General features: G+C 75.3%; 13 protein-coding genes and 1 pseudogene. 10 read left to right on the top strand and 4 right to left on the bottom strand.

Translation table 11 applies throughout. The features are described from left to right. Positions 1-7 precede the first annotated feature (7 nt). Genes VP06_RS08750 through VP06_RS08720 form a run of 7 tightly spaced genes read left to right on the top strand, consistent with a single transcriptional unit; the run spans position 8 to position 13,897 of the window. The gene (locus VP06_RS08750; RefSeq protein ID WP_048463399.1) at positions 8-3,937 is read left to right on the top strand and encodes a DUF4132 domain-containing protein; all 3,930 of its coding nucleotides are present in this window, start codon (positions 8-10) and stop codon (positions 3,935-3,937) included. Beyond that, the gene (locus VP06_RS08745) at positions 3,934-5,064 is read left to right on the top strand and encodes a VWA domain-containing protein (RefSeq protein ID WP_048463398.1); all 1,131 of its coding nucleotides are present in this window, start codon (positions 3,934-3,936) and stop codon (positions 5,062-5,064) included. Before VP06_RS08750 ends, VP06_RS08745 begins: the two co-directional genes overlap by 4 nt. 5 nt (positions 5,065-5,069) lie before the next feature. Beyond that, positions 5,070-6,995 (top strand): hypothetical protein, encoded by a 1,926-nt coding sequence (locus VP06_RS08740; RefSeq protein ID WP_048463397.1) that lies wholly within the window; start codon positions 5,070-5,072, stop codon positions 6,993-6,995. 17 nt (positions 6,996-7,012) lie between these two features. Beyond that, complete coding sequence (locus VP06_RS08735; RefSeq protein WP_280950187.1) at positions 7,013-8,479, top strand: AAA family ATPase; 1,467 nt, start codon at positions 7,013-7,015, stop codon at positions 8,477-8,479. Continuing rightward, the gene (locus VP06_RS08730) at positions 8,476-8,985 is read left to right on the top strand and encodes a hypothetical protein (protein WP_156295509.1); all 510 of its coding nucleotides are present in this window, start codon (positions 8,476-8,478) and stop codon (positions 8,983-8,985) included. The genes VP06_RS08735 and VP06_RS08730 overlap by 4 nt, the downstream gene beginning before the upstream one ends. After that, positions 8,982-10,928 carry a thioesterase domain-containing protein gene (locus tag VP06_RS08725; protein WP_048463395.1) on the top strand — a complete coding sequence of 649 codons (1,947 nt, stop codon included), beginning with the start codon at positions 8,982-8,984 and terminating at the stop codon, positions 10,926-10,928. Before VP06_RS08730 ends, VP06_RS08725 begins: the two co-directional genes overlap by 4 nt. Then, positions 10,913-13,897 carry a hypothetical protein gene (locus VP06_RS08720; protein ID WP_048463394.1) on the top strand — a complete coding sequence of 995 codons (2,985 nt, stop codon included), beginning with the start codon at positions 10,913-10,915 and terminating at the stop codon, positions 13,895-13,897. Before VP06_RS08725 ends, VP06_RS08720 begins: the two co-directional genes overlap by 16 nt. 77 nt (positions 13,898-13,974) lie before the next feature. On the opposite strand, the gene VP06_RS08715 is transcribed toward VP06_RS08720, so the two are convergent. Beyond that, entirely contained in the window at positions 13,975-15,204 is a 1,230-nt protein-coding gene (locus VP06_RS08715; RefSeq protein ID WP_048463393.1) for an RNA-guided endonuclease InsQ/TnpB family protein, read from the bottom strand. A gap of 16 nt (positions 15,205-15,220) precedes the next feature. Here VP06_RS08715 and tnpA point away from each other — a divergent pair, with 16 nt between their 5' ends. Further along, positions 15,221-15,634 (top strand): IS200/IS605 family transposase, encoded by a 414-nt coding sequence (gene tnpA, locus VP06_RS08710; RefSeq protein ID WP_425350897.1) that lies wholly within the window; start codon positions 15,221-15,223, stop codon positions 15,632-15,634. An 85-nt stretch (positions 15,635-15,719) separates the two neighbouring features. On the opposite strand, the gene VP06_RS08705 is transcribed toward tnpA, so the two are convergent. Genes VP06_RS08705 through VP06_RS36130 form a run of 3 tightly spaced genes read right to left on the bottom strand, consistent with a single transcriptional unit; the run spans position 15,720 to position 18,619 of the window. Beyond that, entirely contained in the window at positions 15,720-16,244 is a 525-nt protein-coding gene (locus VP06_RS08705) for a hypothetical protein (RefSeq protein ID WP_048463391.1), read from the bottom strand. 18 nt (positions 16,245-16,262) lie between these two features. Continuing rightward, positions 16,263-18,413, bottom strand: coding sequence for a M48 family metallopeptidase (locus VP06_RS08700; protein WP_245291106.1), 2,151 nt, complete (start codon positions 18,411-18,413; stop codon positions 16,263-16,265). Positions 18,414-18,451: 38 nt separating this feature from the next. Continuing rightward, positions 18,452-18,619: a hypothetical protein gene (locus VP06_RS36130; protein ID WP_156295508.1), complete on the bottom strand. Its 168-nt coding sequence runs from the start codon at positions 18,617-18,619 to the stop codon at positions 18,452-18,454. Positions 18,620-19,244: 625 nt separating this feature from the next. Between VP06_RS36130 and VP06_RS08695 the strand changes: the two genes are divergently transcribed. After that, a complete protein-coding gene (locus VP06_RS08695; protein ID WP_048463390.1) occupies positions 19,245-19,673 on the top strand; it encodes a hypothetical protein in 429 nt (142 codons plus the stop codon). Next, a pseudogene (locus tag VP06_RS36125) lies at positions 19,670-20,173 on the top strand (hypothetical protein); the annotation flags it as partial. The gene VP06_RS08695 and the pseudogene VP06_RS36125, both read left to right, overlap by 4 nt.

The raw sequence follows: 20,173 nt of genomic DNA, 5'->3' as shown, positions 1-20,173 counted from the left end.
GGACGGCATGGAGCGCTACGAACTGGTCGAGGGCAAAGCCGCCAAGTTCTGGGAGGCCTCCGTCGCGGGGGCGACGCTCACCGTGCGCTACGGGCGCATCGGCACCCAGGGCCAGAGCAAGGACAAGACCTTTTCCGATGCCGCCGCCGCCGAGAGGGAGAAGGCCAAGCTCGTCCGCGAGAAGACCGCCAAGGGCTATGCCCGGGCCGGCCGGGAGACCGTGGCCGGGGCGGCTGAAGAGCCGGCTGAAGAGCCGTCCGAACTCGCCGCCCCGGCCGCGCAGCCGCAGGCCAAGGTGAAGGCCGCGAGGGCGAAGGCGTCCCCGGCCGAGCCGGCCTCTCACACCGAGGCGGAGCCCGCGCCGCGGCCGGCGGAGCCCGTCCCGGCCGTGCCCGTTTCCGAGGCGCCCGCTTCCGGCGCGCCCTCGCTCGCCGAGGCCGGGCCCGTCGCCCCGGCCCCGTCGCGGGCGGTGTTCGACGGGACGCCGTTGCCGACCCGCCTGCGGCCCGGCCGCCATCTGAACGCGGACGCGGCGTGGCACGCGCTCCGGGAGCCGCTGATCGCGCGGGTGGGGCCCGACGCCGGCGCCCAGCTCATCGCGCGGAAGCCGTCGCCGGACGGCCTGGCCGCCTGGATCGCGGCCGTCGTCGAGGCCCTCGAGGAGCAGCGGAAGGTGGGTCGGCACGGCTCGCGCATGGACAACGACCTGCGCCCGCTGTTCGAGGCGGCCCTGCGCTTCTTCGTCGAGAGCGGCGGCGCCACGGCGGCGGCCCGTCTCGCCGGCACGATGCGGCCCGGCGCCAGGACGGGGCATTACCAGGATCTCGCCTGGGCCCATCCCGTCTTCCTCGCCCTGCGGGCCGCCCTCGTCCATGCGCCGGAGGCCGAGTACGACGCCGCGGTCGCTCATCTCAACGCACGGATCGCCGAGGATCACGACTGGGCGGCTGCCGCCGCCTTCGCCTTCGTGCTCGCCGACGACCGGCCGGCACCGCACCCGCTGCAACCGCTCGCCGTGCTGGAGGCGGCGGAGGCCGCCGGAATCGACGTGGCGGCGGACACGAACTTCCTGCCGCTGATCGTCGACGCGCCGCCGGAGGCCGCCGCGCGCTGGCGGACGAAGCGCAGCTATCACCTCTACTTCTGCTATTGCGCGCTGGACGCCCCCGAGGCCGCCGCCACGCTCATCGCGGTGGCGGAGGCCGCCGGCCAGCCGGCGCTGCCGAGCCTCGACTGGCTCCTGCACTATGCGCTGGACGACCAGCGGACGGCGTTGGCCCGGGCGATCCTGTCGACGGGCGAGTCCGGGGCGCTTGCCGCCCTTTTGCCGCATCTGCACGAGAAGCCGGTCGCCGCCGGCCTCGACGCGGCGCTCGCCGCCGACCCGGCCGCCATCGTCCCCTACTGCCTGTCCGCCCTCGCCACCGGCCGGGAGGAGCCGGCCCTGCGTGCCCGCGCCGTGCGCGCCCTCGGCACCTACGGCATCGAGACCGTCCGGGGCTGGCTCGGCGAGGGCGACGGGCGCGCCGCGCGCGTCCTCGACGGGCTGGCGGAGGTCCGCGCCGTTCCTCTCGCCGACCGTGAGACGTGGCCCCGCATCCTGCGCGATCCGCCCTGGCGAGCGACGGCGCGGCGGCCCGACGACCTCGTCCTCGCTCTCGATCCCCTGCCGACGCCGTTCGGCTTCGAGAAGCCGGCGGTGGAGGAGAGTTACTGGCGGGGCTCCCACGCCCGCGTCCTTGCCGACATGGGCGCGTTGCCGGCCTTCATCGACGAGGCCGAGGCGGTCCGGCCGCAACAGACCTGGGTCAAGATTCCCCCGGCCTCCTCCGTGCCCCCGCGCGACGACCCGGACGCGCTCCTGGCCTGGCTCGGCGCGCGCATCGTCCAGATCGCCCAAGCCTGCCGCTACTGGGTGCCCTCGCCCTATCACGGGCTCGTCGGCGGGCTGGAGAAGCAGCCGGAGCCGCTGGCCCTCGCTTTGTGGTCGCTCACCGGCGTGATCGCCGGCCACGGACACGTCTCGGAATGGCCGGTGATCGTCGCGACGATGCTCGACCGTTTCGGCGAGAAGGCCATCCCGGGCCTCGTCGCGCTCGTCGAGGCCGATCCGGTCCGGCTTCTGCCCTCGGTCCTGACCGTCGACGCCGCGGCGCTCGCGCCCCCGGCCGCCCGTGCGCTGACCCAGCTCAAGAAGGCTCGCGAGCCGGCGCTCGCGTGGCTGCGCCGCCACCGCCGCACCGCGATCACCCGGCTCCTGCCGGACGCGGTCGGCAAGCCCGGCTCGATCCGCGACGCCGCCGAGCACGCCCTGCGGGTCCTGGCCGCCGACCGGCCGGACGGGCGTGCCGAGATCGAGAGCGTCGTGACGGCCTATGCGGGCCGCGAGAAGCGGGTCGCCGAGGCGGCGGCGCAGGTGCTCGACCGCGACCCGCTCGCGCGGGTGCCGGCCAAGGTCGCCAGGCCGCCGGCCTGGTTCGTGCCCGGCGCGCTCGCCCGCCCCCGCCTGCAGGACGGCGGCGCCCTGCCGGACGAGGCCGTGGCGACCCTGTGCGAGATGCTGTCCTTCACCAATCCCGACGCCGTCTATGCCGGCGTGCCGATGGTGCGGGACGCCTGCACCCGCGACAGCCTCGCGGCCTTCGCCTGGGACCTGTTCTCGGCCTGGACCGCCGCCGGCACGCCCTCGAAGGACGGCTGGGCGCTGCGGGCCCTCGGCTGGTTCGGCGACGACGGCACGGCGCGCGACCTCACCCGGCTGATCCGCCGCTGGCCCGGCGAATCGGCGCATGCCCGCGCCGTCACCGGCCTCGATGTGCTGTGCGACATCGGCTCCGACGTGGCGCTGATGCACCTCAACGGCATCGCCGAGAAGCTGAAGTTCAAGGGCCTCCAGGACAAGGCGCGGGCCAAGATCGCCCAGCTCGCCGAGGCCCGCGGCCTCTCGGCCGAGGAGCTGTCGGACCGGCTCGCGCCGGACCTCGACCTCGACGAGCGCGGCGGCCTCGACCTCGATTTCGGCCCCCGCCGCTTCCGCGCCGGCTTCGACGAGGCGCTCAAGCCCTGGGTGAAGGACGAGGCGGGCCAGCGGCTCAAGGACCTGCCCAAGCCCGTGAAGGCCGACGACGCCGAAAAGGCCGCGGCGGCGGGCGCCCGCTGGAGCGCGCTGAAGAAGGACGCCCGCGCGGTGGCGAGCCTCCAGGTCGCGCGATTGGAGGCGATGCTGGCGACCTCGCGGCGGGTGAGGCCTGCCGTGTTCGGACCGTTCTTCGCCAGTCACCCGCTGGTACGCCACCTGACGCAGCGCCTCGTCTGGGCGGTCTACCCGGATGCCGACCCGCGCTCGGTGCCGACCCTGACCTTCCGGGTCGCCGAGGATCTCGGCTTCACCGACGCCGCCGACGAGCCGGTCGACATCGACCTCTCCGAGGAGGCGACCGGGCCGATCGGCCTCGTCCACCCGCTGCATCTCGATCCGCAGGCGCTCGCCGCCTGGGGCGCCCTGTTCGGCGATTACGAGATCGCCCCGCCCTTCCCGCAGCTCGCCCGCGAGACCCACGCCTTCACCGAGGCCGAGCGGGCGGCGGCCAGGACCGACCGCTTCGCCGGCACCGTCGTCGAGGCCAAGCGCCTGCGCGGCATGGCGGCCGTCGGCTGGCCGCTCGGCGAGAAGCAGGACCACGGCGACATCCACTGGCTCGAGCGCGGCGTCGCCTTCACCGACGGCGGGGCCGGCACCGCCTACCTCCAGTTCGGGGACGGGTTGTTCACCGGCGCGCCCGAGTTCGAGAGCGCCGAGCAGACCCTCGGCGACCTGACCCTGGAGCGTCCGTGGAGCCGCGAGCCGAGCCGCAGGACCTTCGGCGACCTCGATCCGGTCACCGCCAGCGAACTCCTGCGCGGCCCGAGCCTGCTCGCCGGGACGCGCCTGCGGTGAGCCTCGACGCGGCGACCCGCTGGCGGCTCATCCTGGGCGAGGCGGCGGAGTCGGCCTGCGCCGGGGCCGGCTGCCGGCTCGGGGGCCAAGCGGCGGCGATGGACCGGGCGCTCGACTGGCTCTACGGCCGCGATGCGGGCGGCGAGGAGCGCGGCGTGCGGCGCCAAGGTGGGCGCGAGGGCTCGGCGCTCACCGTGCCGGGCTGGATCAACGAGGTCCACACCCTGTTCCCGCGCGAGACCATCGAGCGGCTGGAGCGCGACGCGATCGAGCTCTACGCCATCGACGATGTGGTGACGAACCCCGAGGTGCTGGCCCGGGTCGAGCCCAACGAGACCCTGCTCAAGGCGGTCCTGCGCACCAAGCACCTCATGGCGCCCGAAATCCTGGTGATGGCGAGTAAGCTGGTGCAGGAGGTGGTGCGCCGCCTCATGGAAACCCTCGCCCGCGACCTCGCGGTGGCCTTCGCGGGCGTGCTCGACCGGCGCCGCCACACCCGTCTGCCCGGGGCCCGCGACCTCGACTTGAACCGCACCATCCGGGACAACCTGCGCCACTACGATCCCGAGCGGAAACGCATCACCGTCGAGCGGCTGCACTTCTTCGCCCGCAACCGGCGCCAGATGCGGCCCTGGCAGGTGATCCTGCTCGTCGATCAGAGCGGGTCGATGCTCGATTCCGTGATCCACGCCTCGGTGATGGCGGCCTGCCTGTGGCGCCTGCCGGGAATCGAGACCCACCTGATCGCCTTCGACACCGCGGTCGTGGACCTGACCCGCGACTGCGACGATGCCTGCGAATTGCTGATGAAGGTCCAGCTCGGCGGCGGCACCGATATCGGCGGGGCGCTGGCCTATGCGGCCGACACGATCACCGCCCCGGAACGGGCCATCGTCGTGGTGATCTCGGATTTCTACGAGGGGGCGAGCGAGGCGGTCCTGGTCGCACGGGTGCGGGCGCTCTCGGGCCAGCGCACGCGGGTGCTCGGGCTCGCCGCGCTCGATTCCCAGGCCCAGCCGGACTACGACCGGGCGATGGCGCGCCGACTGGTCGAGGCGGGCGCCGAAATCGCCGCGATGACGCCAGGCGAACTCGCCGGCTGGCTCGCGCAGGTGGTGCGGGGCTGACCACGATGGCCCGCCCCGACCTTCTCGCCCTGACCGAGGACGGCCTGATCCAGCTCGCCAATGCGGGCCTGGTGAAGCGGGCGCTCCGCGAGGTCGCGGCCGGGCAGGGACCGGCGCTGACGGAAGGGCCGGACGGCATCGTCGAGGCCCGCTTTCCCGACGGCACCGTGACCCGCCTCTCCCCCGGCCGACCGCCGGGCGAAGCCGCCTGCACCTGCCCGGCCAGCGGACTCTGCCGCCACCGGGTCGCCCTCGTCGTGGCCTACCGCGCCGAGGCGGTGTCGTCCGCAAGCCAGGTGAAGGCACCGGAGGCCGCTCCCAGCCCAACCTGGAATCCTGGCACCCTCGACGGTGCGACGTTCGAGGCGGGGCTCGGCACCTCCGCCGCGGCGGAGCTGAAGCGGCTGCTCGGGGCCGGCGTCACCGTCGGGCTCGACTACGGCCCGGTGCCGTCGGCGCGCCTGCCCACGGCCAGCGTGCGCTTCCTCGTGCCGGACGCGGTTCACTACGCCCGCTGCGATTGCGCTGCCGGCGGCGGCTGCGCCCACGTGGCGGTGGCGATTCGCGCCTTCCGCGAGGCTGCGGGCGCCGCAGAGGTCCGGCTCGGGGGGACCGACGTCGCAGCCGCGGAGGATCTCGCCGCGGCGGTGGACCGGCTCGTCGAGGGCCTCCTCGACGCGGGAACCGCGGCGGGCCCCGAGGCGCACGGGGCCGCCCTCGACGGCCTGCGACGGGCCGCGCAGGCGCGAGGCGCCACCCAGATCCTGCTGGCCGAGGCCGAGCTGCGGGCGCAGCTCGCGGCCTACGCGGCGCGCAGCGCCACCTACGACGAGGGTGCGGTCCTGGCGCTCGCGACCGAACTCATGGCCCGCACACGGGCCGCCGATCCTGCCGCGCTCGGCCTCGGCCAGCCCTACGAGACGGCGATGGCCAAGACCCGCCTCGTCTCGCTCGGGGCCCGGATCGTCGCCCGCGGGCGCGGGGCCGTGGCGCGGGTCGCGCTCGCCGACACCGATACGGGCGCGACGCTGGCGCTGGAGCGCGAATTCGAGGCGTCGACGGACGAGCCGGGCTTCGTCGCCGCCTTGCCCGGGCGCCCGCTCGCGCCGGGACTGACGCTCGCCGGCATCGGACGGGGCCAGATCCTCACCAGCGTCGCCCGGCGCCGGGCCGACGGGCTCCTGGTCCTCGGCCAGGGTGCCCGGGGGCGCACCGCGCTGCTGCCGCGGGACGCGGTTCTGCGCCTGCCCGCACCGCTCGCCGTGAGCGAGGTCCGAACGGTGCTGCACCGGCTCACGGACCGGGCACCGGGCTTCCTGCGTCCGCGCGACCGCCTCGACGCCCTCCATCTTTTCGACGTGGGCGAGATCCTCGGGCAGGCATGGTCCCCGGGCGCGCAACTCTGGCAGGCGGCCGTGGACCTGCCTGGCGACGGCGGCCGGCTCCACCTCGCGCGGAGCTACGACCGTGCTGCGCCGGGGGCCCTCGGCATCCTCGCCGCGGCCTTCGCCGGGGCTTACGGCGCCGTGCGGCAGGTCGCCGGCCGCGTGCGGATCGAGGCAGGCACGCTGCTCTGCGAGCCGTGGTCCGTCGGCACCGAGCGCCTCGTCGTGCCCGATCTCGACGATCCGGATCGACCCGGCGCCCCTTTGCTGCCGGTTCCGGCCGCGGGCGAGCGCGACGCCATCGAGGAAACCGAGGCTCTGCTTGCCGGCGCGCTCCATGCCGGGCGTCGCGCCTTCGCGCCGGTCGCGGCGGCGAGCGGTCCGCGACTGGTGGCGCGCCTGCGACAGACCGGCCACGCCGCCACGGCCATGCGTCTCTCGGCGTTTCTCGCGTCCAGGGAGGGGACGGCATCCATCTTCGCGCAGGCCGCCCTCTGGATCGCCGTGATGCGCGAGGATGCCGGGCCGCTCGACACCGTCGCCTGACGCCCTCGCCACGGCGGATGCCGGACCGCCCGGAGCGCAAAGCTGCCGATCGGCGCTCCCCGTCTCGGGCCTCCCGGGGACCGGGCCACGGCGCGGGCGCGGGCGGTGCCGGCAGGCTCGTGGTCCGCCGATGTGGTGTCGCGCGGGGCGGGGTGGACGTCCGGCCCAAACATGCGACATTGCGGATCGCCCGGTGCCGGCAGTCCCGCCCGATCCGGGACCGTCCCGCCGGCGCCGGACCGCGCCCGGTTTCGTCACGAGGGCGCGGCCGCGCCCCGCTTCTTCCCAGGGGGGCGTCCGCGCTCCGTTGCACCTCACGAGCCTCACGGGAGGACCGCATCGACACCGCCATCGCATGCCTGGAGCGCGGCATCGCCCGCGCCGCCCACGGCCTGGTCGGGCGCCGCCACCTCGTGGAGCTGGTCCATCTCGCCCTGGTGGCGCGCGAGCACGTTCTGCTGATCGGACCGCCCGGCACGGGCAAGTCCGCGGTGGTCCGAGCCTGCGCCGCCGGCACGGGGGCACGGTGCTTCGAGTACCTGATCGGCCGCTTCACGGAGCCCGCCGAGCTGTTCGGCCCCCTCGATCTCGAGGCGCTGCGCGCGGGCAAGCTGCGGCCCGACATCGCCGGCATGCTGCCGGAGGCCGAATTCGCCTTCCTGGACGAGGTCTTCCTGGGCTCGACCGCGATCCTCAACGCGCTGCTCGGCGTGCTCAACGAGCGCCGCTACCGGCGCGGCCATTTCGAGACCGCCGTGCCCCTGCGCTGCTGCGTCGGCGCCAGCAATGCCCTGCCGGAAGACCCGGCGCTGGCGGCCTTCGCCGACCGGTTCCTCGTCACGGCCTTCGTCGACCCCCTCGCCGATTCCGATCTCGAAGCCCTGCTGGCCGGCGCGGCCGGCGAGCCGGAGGCCGGGGCGGAACCGCCGCTGACGCTCGCCGGGATCGACGCCCTCGCGGCGGCCGCCGCCAGGATCGACCTCACCCCGGTCCGTCCGGCCTACGCGCAGGTGGTGCGCAAGCTGCGGGCCCGCGGCGTGCCCCTCAGCGACCGGCGCGTGGTGCGGGGGCAGGCCCTGGTGGCCGCCGCGGCGCTGATCGCCGGCCGGACCGAGGCCACGGCCGCCGACCTCTGGCCCCTGATCCACCTCGTCCAGCACCGCATTGCCCAGGACGAGGCCCGCGACCTTCTGCGGGCCGAGCTCGGCGCGGCGGCAAGTCCGGTTCTCCCCGAGGCCGCCAAGGCTGCGGGCTACGGCCCGGCCGCCCGCGCCGCCGACCTCGCCCGGGAGGGCGAGGCGCTCGCCGCGGCTGCCCCGGCAGACCGCGCCGCACCCGCCTTCGAAGCCTGGCTGGTGCGGGCCGAGTCCTTCCTGGTGCAGGTCGACGCCGCCTTCGCGACCGAGGCCCGGCCGCCCGCGCTCGCCGCCGCGCGCGACGCCCTCCTGGCCCGCTGCCGGGAGCCGGCCGGAGCTGGGCCTTGAGCGGGCGGGGCCGGGCCTTGAACGGAGCGGACGCACCCGCCCTCCCCCTGCGGCTGGTTCCTGCCGCGGATGAAGGCCGGCCGGCGGGACTGCGCCTGACCCCGGGAGAGGCTGCCGCCCTCCTCGACCGAATCGCGCCGCGCATCGCCCGCTACGCCCATCTCCGCCTCGCACTGGCGGGCGGCGAAGCGGTGCTCTTCGGGTCCGAGGTGCTGTCCGACCGCACGCCCCTGCCCTGGTGCGCGGCGCCGCTCGGCTGGCTCGCCGCCGCGGGCCCGCTCTTCCTGCCCTTCGGCAGCCGCCTCGACGTGCCGGCGCCCTGGTGCGCCGAGGTGGGCCGGCGCCTGCTCGACCGTCACGGCCTTCCCGGCCCGGCGCTCCTTGCACCCGCCGCCGTCCCTGCCTCCGAAGGAGGCGGCCTGCGCCTGCTCGATCTCTCCGGGTCCCGCGCGCTCTCCGAGGTCGACGCGGCCCGCCTCGGCGCCTTGCTCGGAGGCTTGGCGTGAGCGTGCCACGGCCCGTCGCGGCGAGCGCCGTGCCATCCGCCCTGCCGCCAGCGCTCGCACCCTGGGCCGCGCTCTTCGCCGAGATGCCGGAACCGGACCTGCGCGTCCTCACCGCCCTGGTCGACGCCCTCTATCCGCTCATCGACCGGGTCGACGGCGCGGGCGCGCATCCCGAGGGCGAGATCGACGGGGTCGGCGGCCTCGGATCCCGGGGCGGGATCGAGCGGCTCGTCGCCTCCGAATGGCTCTGGCGCGACCTCGACCCCGACGCCTTCCTCCAGCGCGCCGCCGCGCGCGAGCTGCTGACACTGGAGCCGGTCTACCGGCAGGCGGCCGAGGCCGGCGCCGTGCTGGTGGTGCTCGACGCCGGGCCGGACCTCCTCGGCGCGCCCCGCCTCGTCGCCTTCGCGGCGCTTCTCTGCCTCGCCGGCCTCGCCCGGCGCCGCGGCGCGCGCCTGCTCTGGGTCTCGACGGCGGCATCGGAGCGGGGCTGGCGCGAGGGGCTGGACGCCGCGGATGCGGCGCTCCTTTTGACGGACACCGCCGCGACGGTCCTCGACGGGGCCGAGTTGCACCGGATGCTGGCCGAGCCCGCCGCGACCCGCGCCACGGCGCGCCCCGGCGCGAGCCTCTGGCTCGTCGGCGGGGAGGACCTGCCCGAGGCGTCCCGCCCGGCGAGCCGGGTGGCCATCGCCGAGCGGCCGCGCCTCGACCCGGCCGGCCTCGCGGTGGCCGCCGAGGTCACCGTCGCGTCCGCCGCCGGAGGCTTTGCGCGCGTGCGCCTCGACCTGCCGCCGGAGGCCGAGGCGATGGCGCTGCTGCGCGACCCGTTCCGGCCGCGTCGGGCGCCCGGCGATCGATCGGCGAGGCCCGCGCGCCCGCAGCGTGCCGAGGCCTCGACCCGTTGGGCGCCGGAGGGCTTCGCCTTCGCGCCGGGGGCGGAGCACCTCCTGGTGGCGCGTCCCGACGGGATCCTGGTGATGCCGGTCCTCGGCGACGGCAAAGCCCTGGTCCTGGCCGTGGCCCGCCACGACCGCCTCGCCGGGTTCGACGTCGGCCCGGGCCTGATCCGCGCGGCCTTCGTCACCGTCTACGCGGACCGGGCGCGCATCGTCCTGCGCAGCTGGAATCTCGGCGGCGCCCCGCAGGAAACGCGGTTCGACCTGCGGGTCCCGCGCGACCATCCGCTCGCGCAGGCGCGCTTTCCAGGACCGGCCCTGCCGCCACTCGGCGCGCTCAAGCGCCGCGACCGCTGCTGGCTCCTGGCGCCGGACGGCGCCCCGTTCCTGCTCGCCGGCGACCGGGTGGCCGATTACTCGAGCCTGCGGGGAGCCGCCCCGATCGCGGTGGTGCCCGCCGCCCTGCTGACCCGCGACCGCACGGGCGCCGTGGTGGCCCGCAGCCGCACGGACGGGCAGGTGCTGGCCCGCTTCCCCGCAGGCGCCCTGCCGCCGGAGCGGACCGGCTTCCTCGACGTCCTCGCCGGCCGCTCCCGCCTCGTCCTCGTGGCCGAGGGGGCGGACGGCGTCTGGCGTCTGACGGAGGCCTGGAGCGAGGAGACGCGATGCGTCGGCCTGCCCGTCCGCCCGCACGGGCGCATCGTCGGCTTCGCGATGCACGATCCGCGCCGCCACGGGGCGGCGGCGGAGCATCCCGCCGCCCTCCACCGTGACGCGACCGGCCTGACGCTGCGCGGTCTCGACGGCGAACCGCTCGGCGATCCGCTGGCGCTGCCCGACGACACCCTCGACGAGGTGCGGCTCGCCGTTCATCCCCGCGCCGGCCCATGCATCGCCGCCGCGCGCCGCAACGCGGCGGGCTACGTCGAGGCCCTGGCCCTGTGCCCCCTCGACGGGCCGGGCACGGGAGCCGGCACCGGAACCTGGCGGCACCTGCCGGACCTCGACACGGTCGCGGACGACGCCTCATGCCTGCGCGCCTGAGACCCTCGCCCGTGCCGGACGCGCGCAGCCCGCTCGCGGGTTTGCGCCTGCGCGGCTGGGTCCATGCCGGAACGATCCCGCTCGACGGGGTGCTGATGGACCGCAGCCGGGCCGGGCCGGACTGGCGCGCCCGCCTCCGGCCGTGGCTCGAGCACGCGACGGAGGCGCGGGCGCACGGGGACCTGGTCCTCGTGCTGTTCGGCGCGCCGCTGGTGCGGGACTGCGCGGCGCTCGGACCGTGCCTGCCGGTGCTGCGGCGCTCCGGCCTCCTCGCGACCGTCCCCTTCGCCGAGCCCGAGCCGGCCCTTGCGCAGGCCCTGCGCGGCCACCTCGTCCACGTCGCGGCGGGCCAACTCGCCGCCGTGCCGCTCGCCGGGTTCGCGGATCTCGACGTCGCCGGCTGGTGGGCGCTCGACGGGGTGGCGGTCGTCCGGGCCGAGCGCGTCCCCGCCCTGCGTCCCGCGGCCCCACCCCGGCGCATCGCCAGCGCTCCGGCGCTGCCGGCCGGCGCGGAACCCTTCGCGCCGATGCGCGCGGCGCTCACGCGGCGGCCGAGACGGCGGCTCCGGCACGCCCTTGGTGATCTCGGCAGGAGCACCCGGCGCGTGCTCGGCGGCGCGTTCGGGTTCCTGTGGCGGGCCTACCTCGTCCTGCTGCTGCTCATGATAGCGGGCGGCATGGGGATGGGACTCGTCGAGACCGTCCGGACGGCGGCGGAACGCGGCGCGGGCGAGGTGGAGTGGGGCGGCCTGCTGGTGCCGCTGCTCACCGGTCTCGCCGTCGCGTGGTTCGTCTTTCGCCGCCGGACGGCGGGGCGGCTGCACCAGCAGGGCTCTCCGGCCCAGCCCGCATCGGCCGCGGCCGGCGGCCCGCCCCGTTCCCCGGTCTGGCGGCGCGCAGCGGCGTGGCTCGCGTGGCGCTCGCCCTACGCGGCGCATCTGCGCCGCCTCTACGCCCGCCGCCTCGTCGAGGTCGAGCGCCTGTTCGCGGCGGGCCGGATCGAGGAGGCCCTGCACCGGGCGATCGGGCTCGGCGGCCCGCCGAGCCCGCAGGGTGCCTTCGCCGACCTGCCGCTGACCGGCCCCGGTTTGCGCCGGAGCCTCGCGCTCGATCTCGGGCCGGTGCGCTCGATCGGCCTCGGCCTCGATCCCACGGACGAGGCGCGGCTGAAGGCGCTCTACCGCGAGCAGGCGGTCGCGCTGGGGCGGGCCGGCGAGACCGACCGGGCCGCCTTCGTGCTCGACGAGCTCGTCGGCGATCCCCACGCGGCCATGCGCCTCCTCGCCGAGGCCGGGCGCGTCGAGACCGCCGCCCGGCTCGCCGAGGCGCGCCGGCTCGGCCCGGGCGTCGTCGTCCCGCTCTGGTTCCGGGCGGGCCGGCCCGAGCGGGCCCTGGCGCTCGCCGCCCGCCACGATGCCCATGCCGAGCTGTGGAAGGAGCTGAAGCCCGGCGATCCGTTCCGCCCGGTCCTGGCGGAGGCCTGGGCGGAACGCCTCGCGGCGGCCGGCGCCTTCGACCGCGCGGCGGCGCTCGCCCGCGTGGTCCCGGGGCTCGCCGGGCGCCGGGCCGCCTGGATCGGCCTGGCGCTCGCCGCCGAAAGCCCGCCCCGGTCCGAGGCCCTGGCGCGGGCGCTGCGCGCCCTGCCCTGGGAGGCGCGGGACGGCGACCCGCTCCACGCGGCCTTCGCGGCGCTGCTGGCCGAACCCGGCGCGGCGGGCGCGGCCCGGCGCCGGGCGGTCGCGGCCCTCTGGCTCGACCCGGATTTCGAGGGCGGTCCGCCCCGGCCGCCGGGCCCTGCCTTCGCCCTGCTCTGCCGCGGGCTCGCGCGCCGCCTCGCCGCCGATGACGGGGCGATGGGCCACGATCCCGAGCGGGCCCGCCTCGCCGGACACCTCGCCGAGGCGGGAGCGCAGGTCGCGCTGCGCCAGCACCTCCGGCGCCTGCGGACGCGTCCGGCGCCTCCCGACGCGCCCGCGGCCGGCCCGCTCGCGATTCCCGACGGGCCGGCGCTCGCGGGCATCGCCGACGTGGCGCTGCTCGCCGGCGGGCGCGTGCTGGTCGGCCACCGCTCGGGGCTGGTGCGGCTCCTCGGCCGGGGCGGGCGCGAGCGCTGGCGCGGTCAGGTCGAAGGCCTCGTGGGCTTCGCCACCCTTGCCGAGGGCGACCGCGCCTTCGTGCTGCGCCGGACGATCGAGGGCATCGCCCTCCTCCTGTTCGATCCGGGGGCCGGACGGCTCGCGCCGCTCGGGCGCCTGTCCGTCGCGCATTGGCATCCCCACGCGGACGAGACCGGCTGGCTCGTCTTCGACGGGGACGGGTTCGCACGGCTCGACACGGCCTCGCTCCTCGCCCGGCCGGACGCCGTCGGGGACGCCACCGAGGCGGCACCGATCCATCACTGGCGCGTGCCCGTCACCGAGCCCGGCCGGCCCCTGGCGCTCGCCGCCTTCGCGGACGGCTACGCCCTGGTCCATGCCCGGCACGACGGGCTCGTCGAGTGGTGGAGCCTCGTCATCCGCACGCTGGCCGTCACTTGCCGGTTCTGGACGCCGCCGCCCTGCCCGGACGGCGCCGTGCTCGGGCTGATGGAGGGCGTCGCGTGGTCCTTGGACGATGCCGGCCCGCATCCGGCCCTGCGTGCCCATCCGCACGCCTTCACCCCGGCCACCCGGGAGAACGAGCGCGCCCTGATCGCCGCGACGGCCCGCGCCGAGCCGCGGACGCTGCCGCGTCTGGTCGCGACCGAGAACGGCCGGCTCTGGGCCGCCGCCGACACGGCGGAGGGCATGCTCTGGGTGGACGTGCCCGGATCGAACGCGAGCCGTGGGCCGGCCGTGACTTGGCGGGGCAGCCGGGCCTTGCGCACCCGCTTCGCGCGCGACGGCGAGACGGCAGCCCTGTTCGACGAACGCGGCCGCCTCGTCGTCCTTCACCCGCGCACCGGACAGGTGATGCTGCGCCTGCTCTGAAGGCTCGCGACCTGTTCCGATCCCAGGTGCACGCCCTTCACCCGGCCCACCCGACCCTCAAGGCAAGGTTGACGACCTTAACATCTTCCCCGCCCTGAAGGACGGGGATTTTCGGAGCCTGTGAGATCTCGTCCAGTTGACGCTTCAAAGGGCTGCTGATGCAAACCCTCCACGTCCAGCAACGCGCTGTTCGCACGCCGTTTGATGACGATGGCCGCATTGGTGTCAGCGTGGTCAGTATGGCCACAACTGACGCAAACGAAGTGCGCTTGGCTTTCGCGGCTCCGGGCGTCAACGACACCACATGCGGCACAGGTCTGGCTCGTGAACCGAGCCGGTACGGTCACGACCTGTCCGCCCCTCTCCTCCATCTTGTAGGCCAGGATCGTCGCGAAAAGGTGCCAGCCCGCGTTGAGAATGACACGGTTGAGCCCCGCCTTCTGGCGGACGTTGCGGCCGGGCTCGGCGACCGTACCGCGGGCGGATGCGCTCATGCCGCGGGTGTTGAGGTCTTCGAGGACAGCGACACCGAACCTGCGGGCAATGTCGAGGGTGGCACGGTGGTGGAAGTCGCGCCGGATCCGGGCCTGCCGGGCCTGGAGACGGGCGACGCGGGCCTGAGCCCGGCGCCTGCGGTTCGATCCACGTTTGCGCCGGGCAACGACCTTCTGCGCCTTCCGCTTCTGCGCCTCGATCCGCTCCAGGCTCTCTGGCAGGCGCATCATCTCGCCCGTCGAGAGAGCAAGGGTCGTCGCCACGCCGCGGTCGATGCCGACGCTCTCGGGCCGCGGAGCGGGGGCGTCGTGCTCGATCTCGCAGGCGAGGGAGATGTGCCAACCGGTCGCGTCGAGGCTGACGGTGGCGTTCTTCAGCGCGCCCCGCAGAGGCCGCGTGTCGCGGACCTTGACCCAGCCGATCTTGGGCAGGCGCACCGCGCTCCACTTCGCGTTCAGGCGCTTCGTTTCGACCTCCCGGCCGGGGAAGCGGCAGCTGTCGTTGACGCCGCGCTTGCGGGGGCGCGGGAAGCTCGCCCGCCCCGCGAAGAAGTTCTGGAAGGCCCGGTCGAGGTCGCGCAGCGCCTGCTGCTGGCACGACACGGACACGGCCCTGATCCAGTCGAACTCGGCCCGCAAGCGCGTGAGATCGGCGGCTTGGCTGACGTAGCCGATCCTGTGCTTTCGCCCCCACGTGGCGCGCTGCTCCACGCCGAGATTGTAGACGAGGCGGCACACGCCCGCGAACTGCCGCAGAAGCGCATCCTGCTCAGGCGTCGGATCCAGCTTGAAGCGGAAGCCGCGGGCGATCATCCTGAGAACCTACAGCTTGGTCTCAGGAGCCGCAACGTGGACATCCGCAGGGGCAGACACGTCGTCTACGCCCTCCGTCTACGTCCTCCACGCGCACTTGGTCTTCGTCACGAAATTCTGTCGCGACGTGCTCTCCGAACTCGCGATCCGCGATCTGAAAACGATCTTCGCCAGGGTGTGCCACGACTTCGAGGCCGAGCTTGTCGCGTACTCGGGCGAGGACGATCACGTCCATCTGCTCGTGACCGACCCGCCGAAGGTGAGCCTGTCGACGCTCGTCAACAGCCTCAAAGGCGTGTCGAGCCGCAAGCTCAGAGACATGCGTCCCGAGATCACCGAACGCTACCACCAGGGCGTTCTCTGGTCGCCGTCGTATTTCGTGGCGTCCTGTGGCGGCGCTCCGCTCTCTGTGGTCGCCCAATACGTCTGACAGCAACGGGAGAATGCCCGCGCTCCCCGGCCTGAACGCCGGGGTTTCTAGGAGGGTTTGATGAGACCGGATCGGCGCCAGCGTCTCAACCCACGTCACCGGAAGCGGCACGCCGGTTGCGCACGAGCGAGACCAGCGCTCCGACGATGCAGGCCGCGATCGCGCCGGCGATCGCCAGCAGGGTGATCGTGCGGTTCCACAGCCGGTCGAGGCCGAGATCGGTGGTGACGAGGTCCGGGCGGGCCGGATCGGCCATCACCCCGACGCGGTACTCGCCGGCATGGAAGCCGGAGAACACGTAGTTCACCCGCCGCGTCACCGTTCCGGTGGGCGTGCGCAGGGCGAGGGTCGCGTCGCAGATGTGGATGACGAGCTTGGCGCTGCACTTGCCCTCGCTCACCCGGGCTTCCGGTGCGGGCTGCGCCGCCGCGCGGACCCGCCAGTCCGAGATCACCGCCGGCGCCGTGTAGACCGCGCAGGCGACCAGGATGCCCCCGAGCGCCACCACGCCGAACAGGACCCAGAAGGTGTTGATCCACCCGTGCCCGCGAGGCGGCAGCCGCAGGGCATCGGGGCGGTAGGACGAGGCGGTCTCGGGGGTTCCGGTCATGAATCCTCTCGCGGTTCGTCAGGCAGGCTCGGTCACGGGCGCGGCGGCCGTGGTCCCGGCGAGGATCGACCGGGCCTGCGCCGCCGACTGGTAGGTGGCGATCAGGTCGGCGAAGCCCTGCGGGTTCATCCCGCGCGGCATCGGCAGGGGCAGCGTGACGATGCGGCGTTTCGGGTCGAGCTTCGCGGCGGGGCGGCCCGGCCGCCGCTCGGGCCAGGGCACGGCCGGTGGCAGCAGCACGCGCATGACGAGGCCGCTATGGGTCCCGGTCAGGTCGAGATCGGCGATGTCGCTCCAGGCGATCGTCCGGTCGAGACCGGGCGCGGCCAGGCCTTCGGGCCTCAGGACCAGGATGACGGGCTCGCCCCGCGACAGAACGAACGCTCCGACCCCGCCCATCAGGATGGCGAGTGTCAGCGCCGCGGCGAGGACGACGGTGGCCTCGCGGGGCAGGATCCCGGGAATGCCGAACACCGCCACGGCCAGGGCGACCAGGCCGAAGAGGCCGCCGGCCCCAGCCAGCACGAGGCCGCGGGGACGGTCGTTCGCGCGCAGCACCCGCTCCTCGGTGCCGATCTCGGCGGCTTTCGCCTCCAGATGGGCGCGGAACGCCGCGTCGCGCTCGCGCACCGCGCCGAGGAAATCCGCGCTCGCCGCCCGGCAGAGCCCGGCCGGGTCGGCGAAGTAGGCGGCGAGCTGGCCGAGGGCGTGTGGCGGCGGCGTGAGGCCGGCGGCGCTCAGGAGGTCGGCGTCGAGGGCCTGCCCGAGGGTGGCGATGCGCTCGCGGGTCGGCGGGTGGGTGTCCGTCGGGTGGGCCTGCTCGACCTCCAGGTGGAAGGCCGGGTCGTCGAGACCGTGCTCGACCGCGCGGTCGAGCACGGCCGCGACGAGGTCGGGCGGCGCCGCGTCCGGGGCCTCGGCCGCGGCGGCAAGGGTCTCGGCGATGCGGGTCGAGACCGCGCCGCTGCGCAGGAGCGCCCGCGCCGCCGCCTCGGTCGAGGTTACCCGCGCACCCGCCGCATCGGCCGCGAACTCGCGCACCCGGCTCCAATGGCGCACGGCGAGGTGGAAGCGCTCCATCACGAACCGGCCGAGCCGCAGCGACGGGCCGAGCAGGCCGAGGGCGTGGCGCTCGCGCGCCGCCACCGCGTCGAGGGAGCGCCCGACTCCGGCATAGATCGGCAGGAAGCGCTGGCTGTAGGCGGTGTCGCCACCGGCGTAATGCGCGAGCTCGTGGGCGATGATCGCCGCGATCTCGTCGCCGCGCATCAGGACGAGGTGCGGCAGCGGCAGGTGGAGGATGCGGCCCGAGAGCCGCGTGCCGCCGGGCTCCAGCACCGCCGGGCCGGCGGTGACGAAGAAGCCTTCGGTCAGGCCGACGACCACGGCCTCCGGCTTCAGCGCTCCCATCCGCTCGGCCAGGCCCTCGACGAGCCGCCACAGGCCCGGTGCCTCGGCCGGCGTGATCGGCCGGCCGAGGATCGGCAGCGGGTCGGGCTCGAAGGCGTCGAGCGCGCGGCGCAGGCCGAGGAGGGCGCCGCCCGCCGCGAGGAGCGTGGCGCCGACCGCGACGGCCGCGATCCCCAAGAGCTTCATCCCGTCGCCTTCGAGGCCGCCCTGGAGCAGCAGCCCGGCCTCGAAGGCGACGACGGCGACGAAGGCGGCGGTCGCCGCCAGGATCTGGGCCGCGAGGGCTGCCGGCAGCAGGCGGCGCATCAGCGAGAAGCCGCCCACCAGCGCGTCGCGCGAGCCGCGCCCGAGCCGCGCGAGGGACGCCCCGGCGAGCAGCACGAGGAGCGAGAGCCCGGCCGCGATCCCACCGCCCGCGATCGCGACCGGCGGCAGCCAGCGGCGCCAGTTCATCACGGAAACGAGCGTTCCGGCCCGGTCCCGGGCCTCGCGCGCCTTCACCACCGCGAGGGGACCGCCGTAATTCTTGCCGTCGTGGCGGAAGTGCAGGCGGTAATCGGGGCGCCCGTCGCGCGGCGTGCGCGCCTCGAGATCCGCCACGACCCCGGCGAGGCGGTCGTGCTCGGCCGAGAATTCGGCCCAGTCACCGGCGCCGCGCTGCCGCTCCCATAGGCCGAGAAGCAGGAAGGCGAGCGGCAAAAGCACGGTGGCGGCGATCAGACCGGCGAGGGCGCGCGGCCGCGAGGGCACGTGCAACATCGTTGCCTCTGGGATGGCCGCCTCCTGGGTGCGGGAGATCAGATGCCGATGCGGCATGGGGCGCGCCAGACGATCGCAAGACGATCGGGCGGCGCCGTCGAGGGTGCGCCGGTCGAATGGCCGGAAAAGCGGCGGGAGATCGGGCGCAGCACGTCCGATGTCTCGGCTGGTGGCTGGATTTCTACCGGGATGAGCGTGAAGGTCAACCGGATGTTTCCGGCGGTCGTCGACGAGGCAACCCGCCACCCGCCACCCGTCGCCGGGCGTCGGGACGCGAAGCGTAGCGATCCTGGTCCAGGGTCTGGTCGCGGGCGTGTGACCCCGTGACCGCAGCGGTTGCGCGACCGAGGTTGACCACCAGTCGATCCTCGGGCTAGCGTGATGACGGAAAGACAATCCTGATGGCCTCGCTTGTCGAGGCTCGGCCGCCACTGACCGCACACTGCGATCATCAGCCGGATGAGGATCAGCGCTCGGCGTGGAGCCGATCGCTGATCTCGACAACCAGCGGAGTCTGCCAGGTGGCGACAGGGCAACATCTTCATTCAGGCGGTCCGGGCCCTACCGAGGGAAGCCGTCGAGCGGCCCCTGCCGCACACCGTGCTTGCCCATGGCGAGCTGGCTGGCCACAGCCACCGGGTCGCCGTCCCCGCCGGCCTGTTCGCCGGGGACGGCTGCTTCACCCTCGACGTGCGCGCAGATCAGGCGCGGCCTTGCCGACCGGGAGACCGTGCAGGATCTCGGTGCCGTGGAGGCATGCCTCGCGGCTTTGGGCCGCTTCCCCGTGGAGCGGACCGGGCGGGGCCTGCGGGTGACGGGCTACCCACGCTGATGCGCGCCGCCCTCCTCGCGCTCGCTCTCCTGTCCGGCCCCGCCCGGGCCGGGCCCGTGCCGGTCGCCGGTCTTCCGCTGCCGGGCTGCGCCGAGGTGCGCGCCTCCGCCCTCCTCGGTTCCGCGCTCGTTTCGGCGTTCGAGAGGCGCTATCCGCCGGCACTCGTCGGCGAAGCCTCGGTCGAGCGGCTCGCCCTCGATCCGGGGCAGGTCGAGAACGCCGCCGCCTACCTTGCCTGCGTGGCCGGCCTCACCGGGCTCGACGTCTATGTCGCCGAGCAGGGGCTTTCCCTGTTCGCCAGCCGGCGCCACGGCCGGGCGGCGCTCGCTGCCCTCGACCGGATCGCCCGCGGGACCGGGCCGGAGGCAGGGAGCGCCCGCGACTACGCCCGGCAGATCCGGGCCTACCTGCGGGAGCCGGGCCGGTGAGCCCGCGTCCCGCCGCGCGATCGGCATTGCTTCTGACCTTGCTTCCGGCTGCCCTGCTCTCTGCCTGTACGCCTGAGCGGCCGGTCTCCGTCCCGGAGATCGAGGCGTTCCTCGGCGTGACGCTGCCGCCCGGCCATCGCGACCTGCGGAGTGCCGACGAGGCCGGAATCGACCGGCTGATGCGGCTGACCTTCGACGCGCCGGAGGCCGAGGCCACCGCCTTCGCGGCCCGGCTCGTGCCCGGGGGCCTCACCCCCGGCGACGATGCGGGGATCACGCTCTTCGGCAGCGGGTTCGACGGGTGGCTCACGGCCCTGCCGGAGGGGGCTTCCGGCGGCGAGGTGCTGGTGGCGGGGCGGCGGGGCCCCCAAGGCGGCGTGGGGCCCCCCCGGCCCGGGCGGCGGGGCGGCTGGGGCGGGGGGGTTTCCCCGTGGGCCGCGCCTTTTTCCTCACCCCCCCGCCCCGGGGGGGCGGGCGCCCCCGGCCGCCCGCCGCGCGGC

Origin of the sequence: Methylobacterium aquaticum (assembly GCF_001043915.1) — a bacterium.
GTDB lineage: Bacteria > Pseudomonadota > Alphaproteobacteria > Rhizobiales > Beijerinckiaceae > Methylobacterium > Methylobacterium aquaticum.
The sequence above is the reverse complement of the archived record's forward strand: the minus strand, read 5'-3'. Positions and strand labels throughout refer to the sequence as shown.

Excerpts from the sequence above, each read along its gene's own strand:
- VP06_RS08750 (WP_048463399.1), top strand. The coding sequence starts at position 8 with ATGGAGCGCTACGAACTGGTCGAGGGCAAAGCCGCCAAGTTCTGGGAG.
- VP06_RS08740 (WP_048463397.1), top strand. The coding sequence starts at position 5,070 with ATGGCCCGCCCCGACCTTCTCGCCCTGACCGAGGACGGCCTGATCCAG.
- VP06_RS08735 (WP_280950187.1), top strand. The coding sequence starts at position 7,013 with ATGCCGGACCGCCCGGAGCGCAAAGCTGCCGATCGGCGCTCCCCGTCT.
- VP06_RS08720 (WP_048463394.1), top strand. The coding sequence starts at position 10,913 with ATGCCTGCGCGCCTGAGACCCTCGCCCGTGCCGGACGCGCGCAGCCCG.
- VP06_RS08715 (WP_048463393.1), bottom strand. The coding sequence starts at position 15,204 with ATGATCGCCCGCGGCTTCCGCTTCAAGCTGGATCCGACGCCTGAGCAG.
- VP06_RS08705 (WP_048463391.1), bottom strand. The coding sequence starts at position 16,244 with ATGACCGGAACCCCCGAGACCGCCTCGTCCTACCGCCCCGATGCCCTG.
- VP06_RS08700 (WP_245291106.1), bottom strand. The coding sequence starts at position 18,413 with ATGTTGCACGTGCCCTCGCGGCCGCGCGCCCTCGCCGGTCTGATCGCC.
- VP06_RS08695 (WP_048463390.1), top strand. The coding sequence starts at position 19,245 with ATGCGCGCCGCCCTCCTCGCGCTCGCTCTCCTGTCCGGCCCCGCCCGG.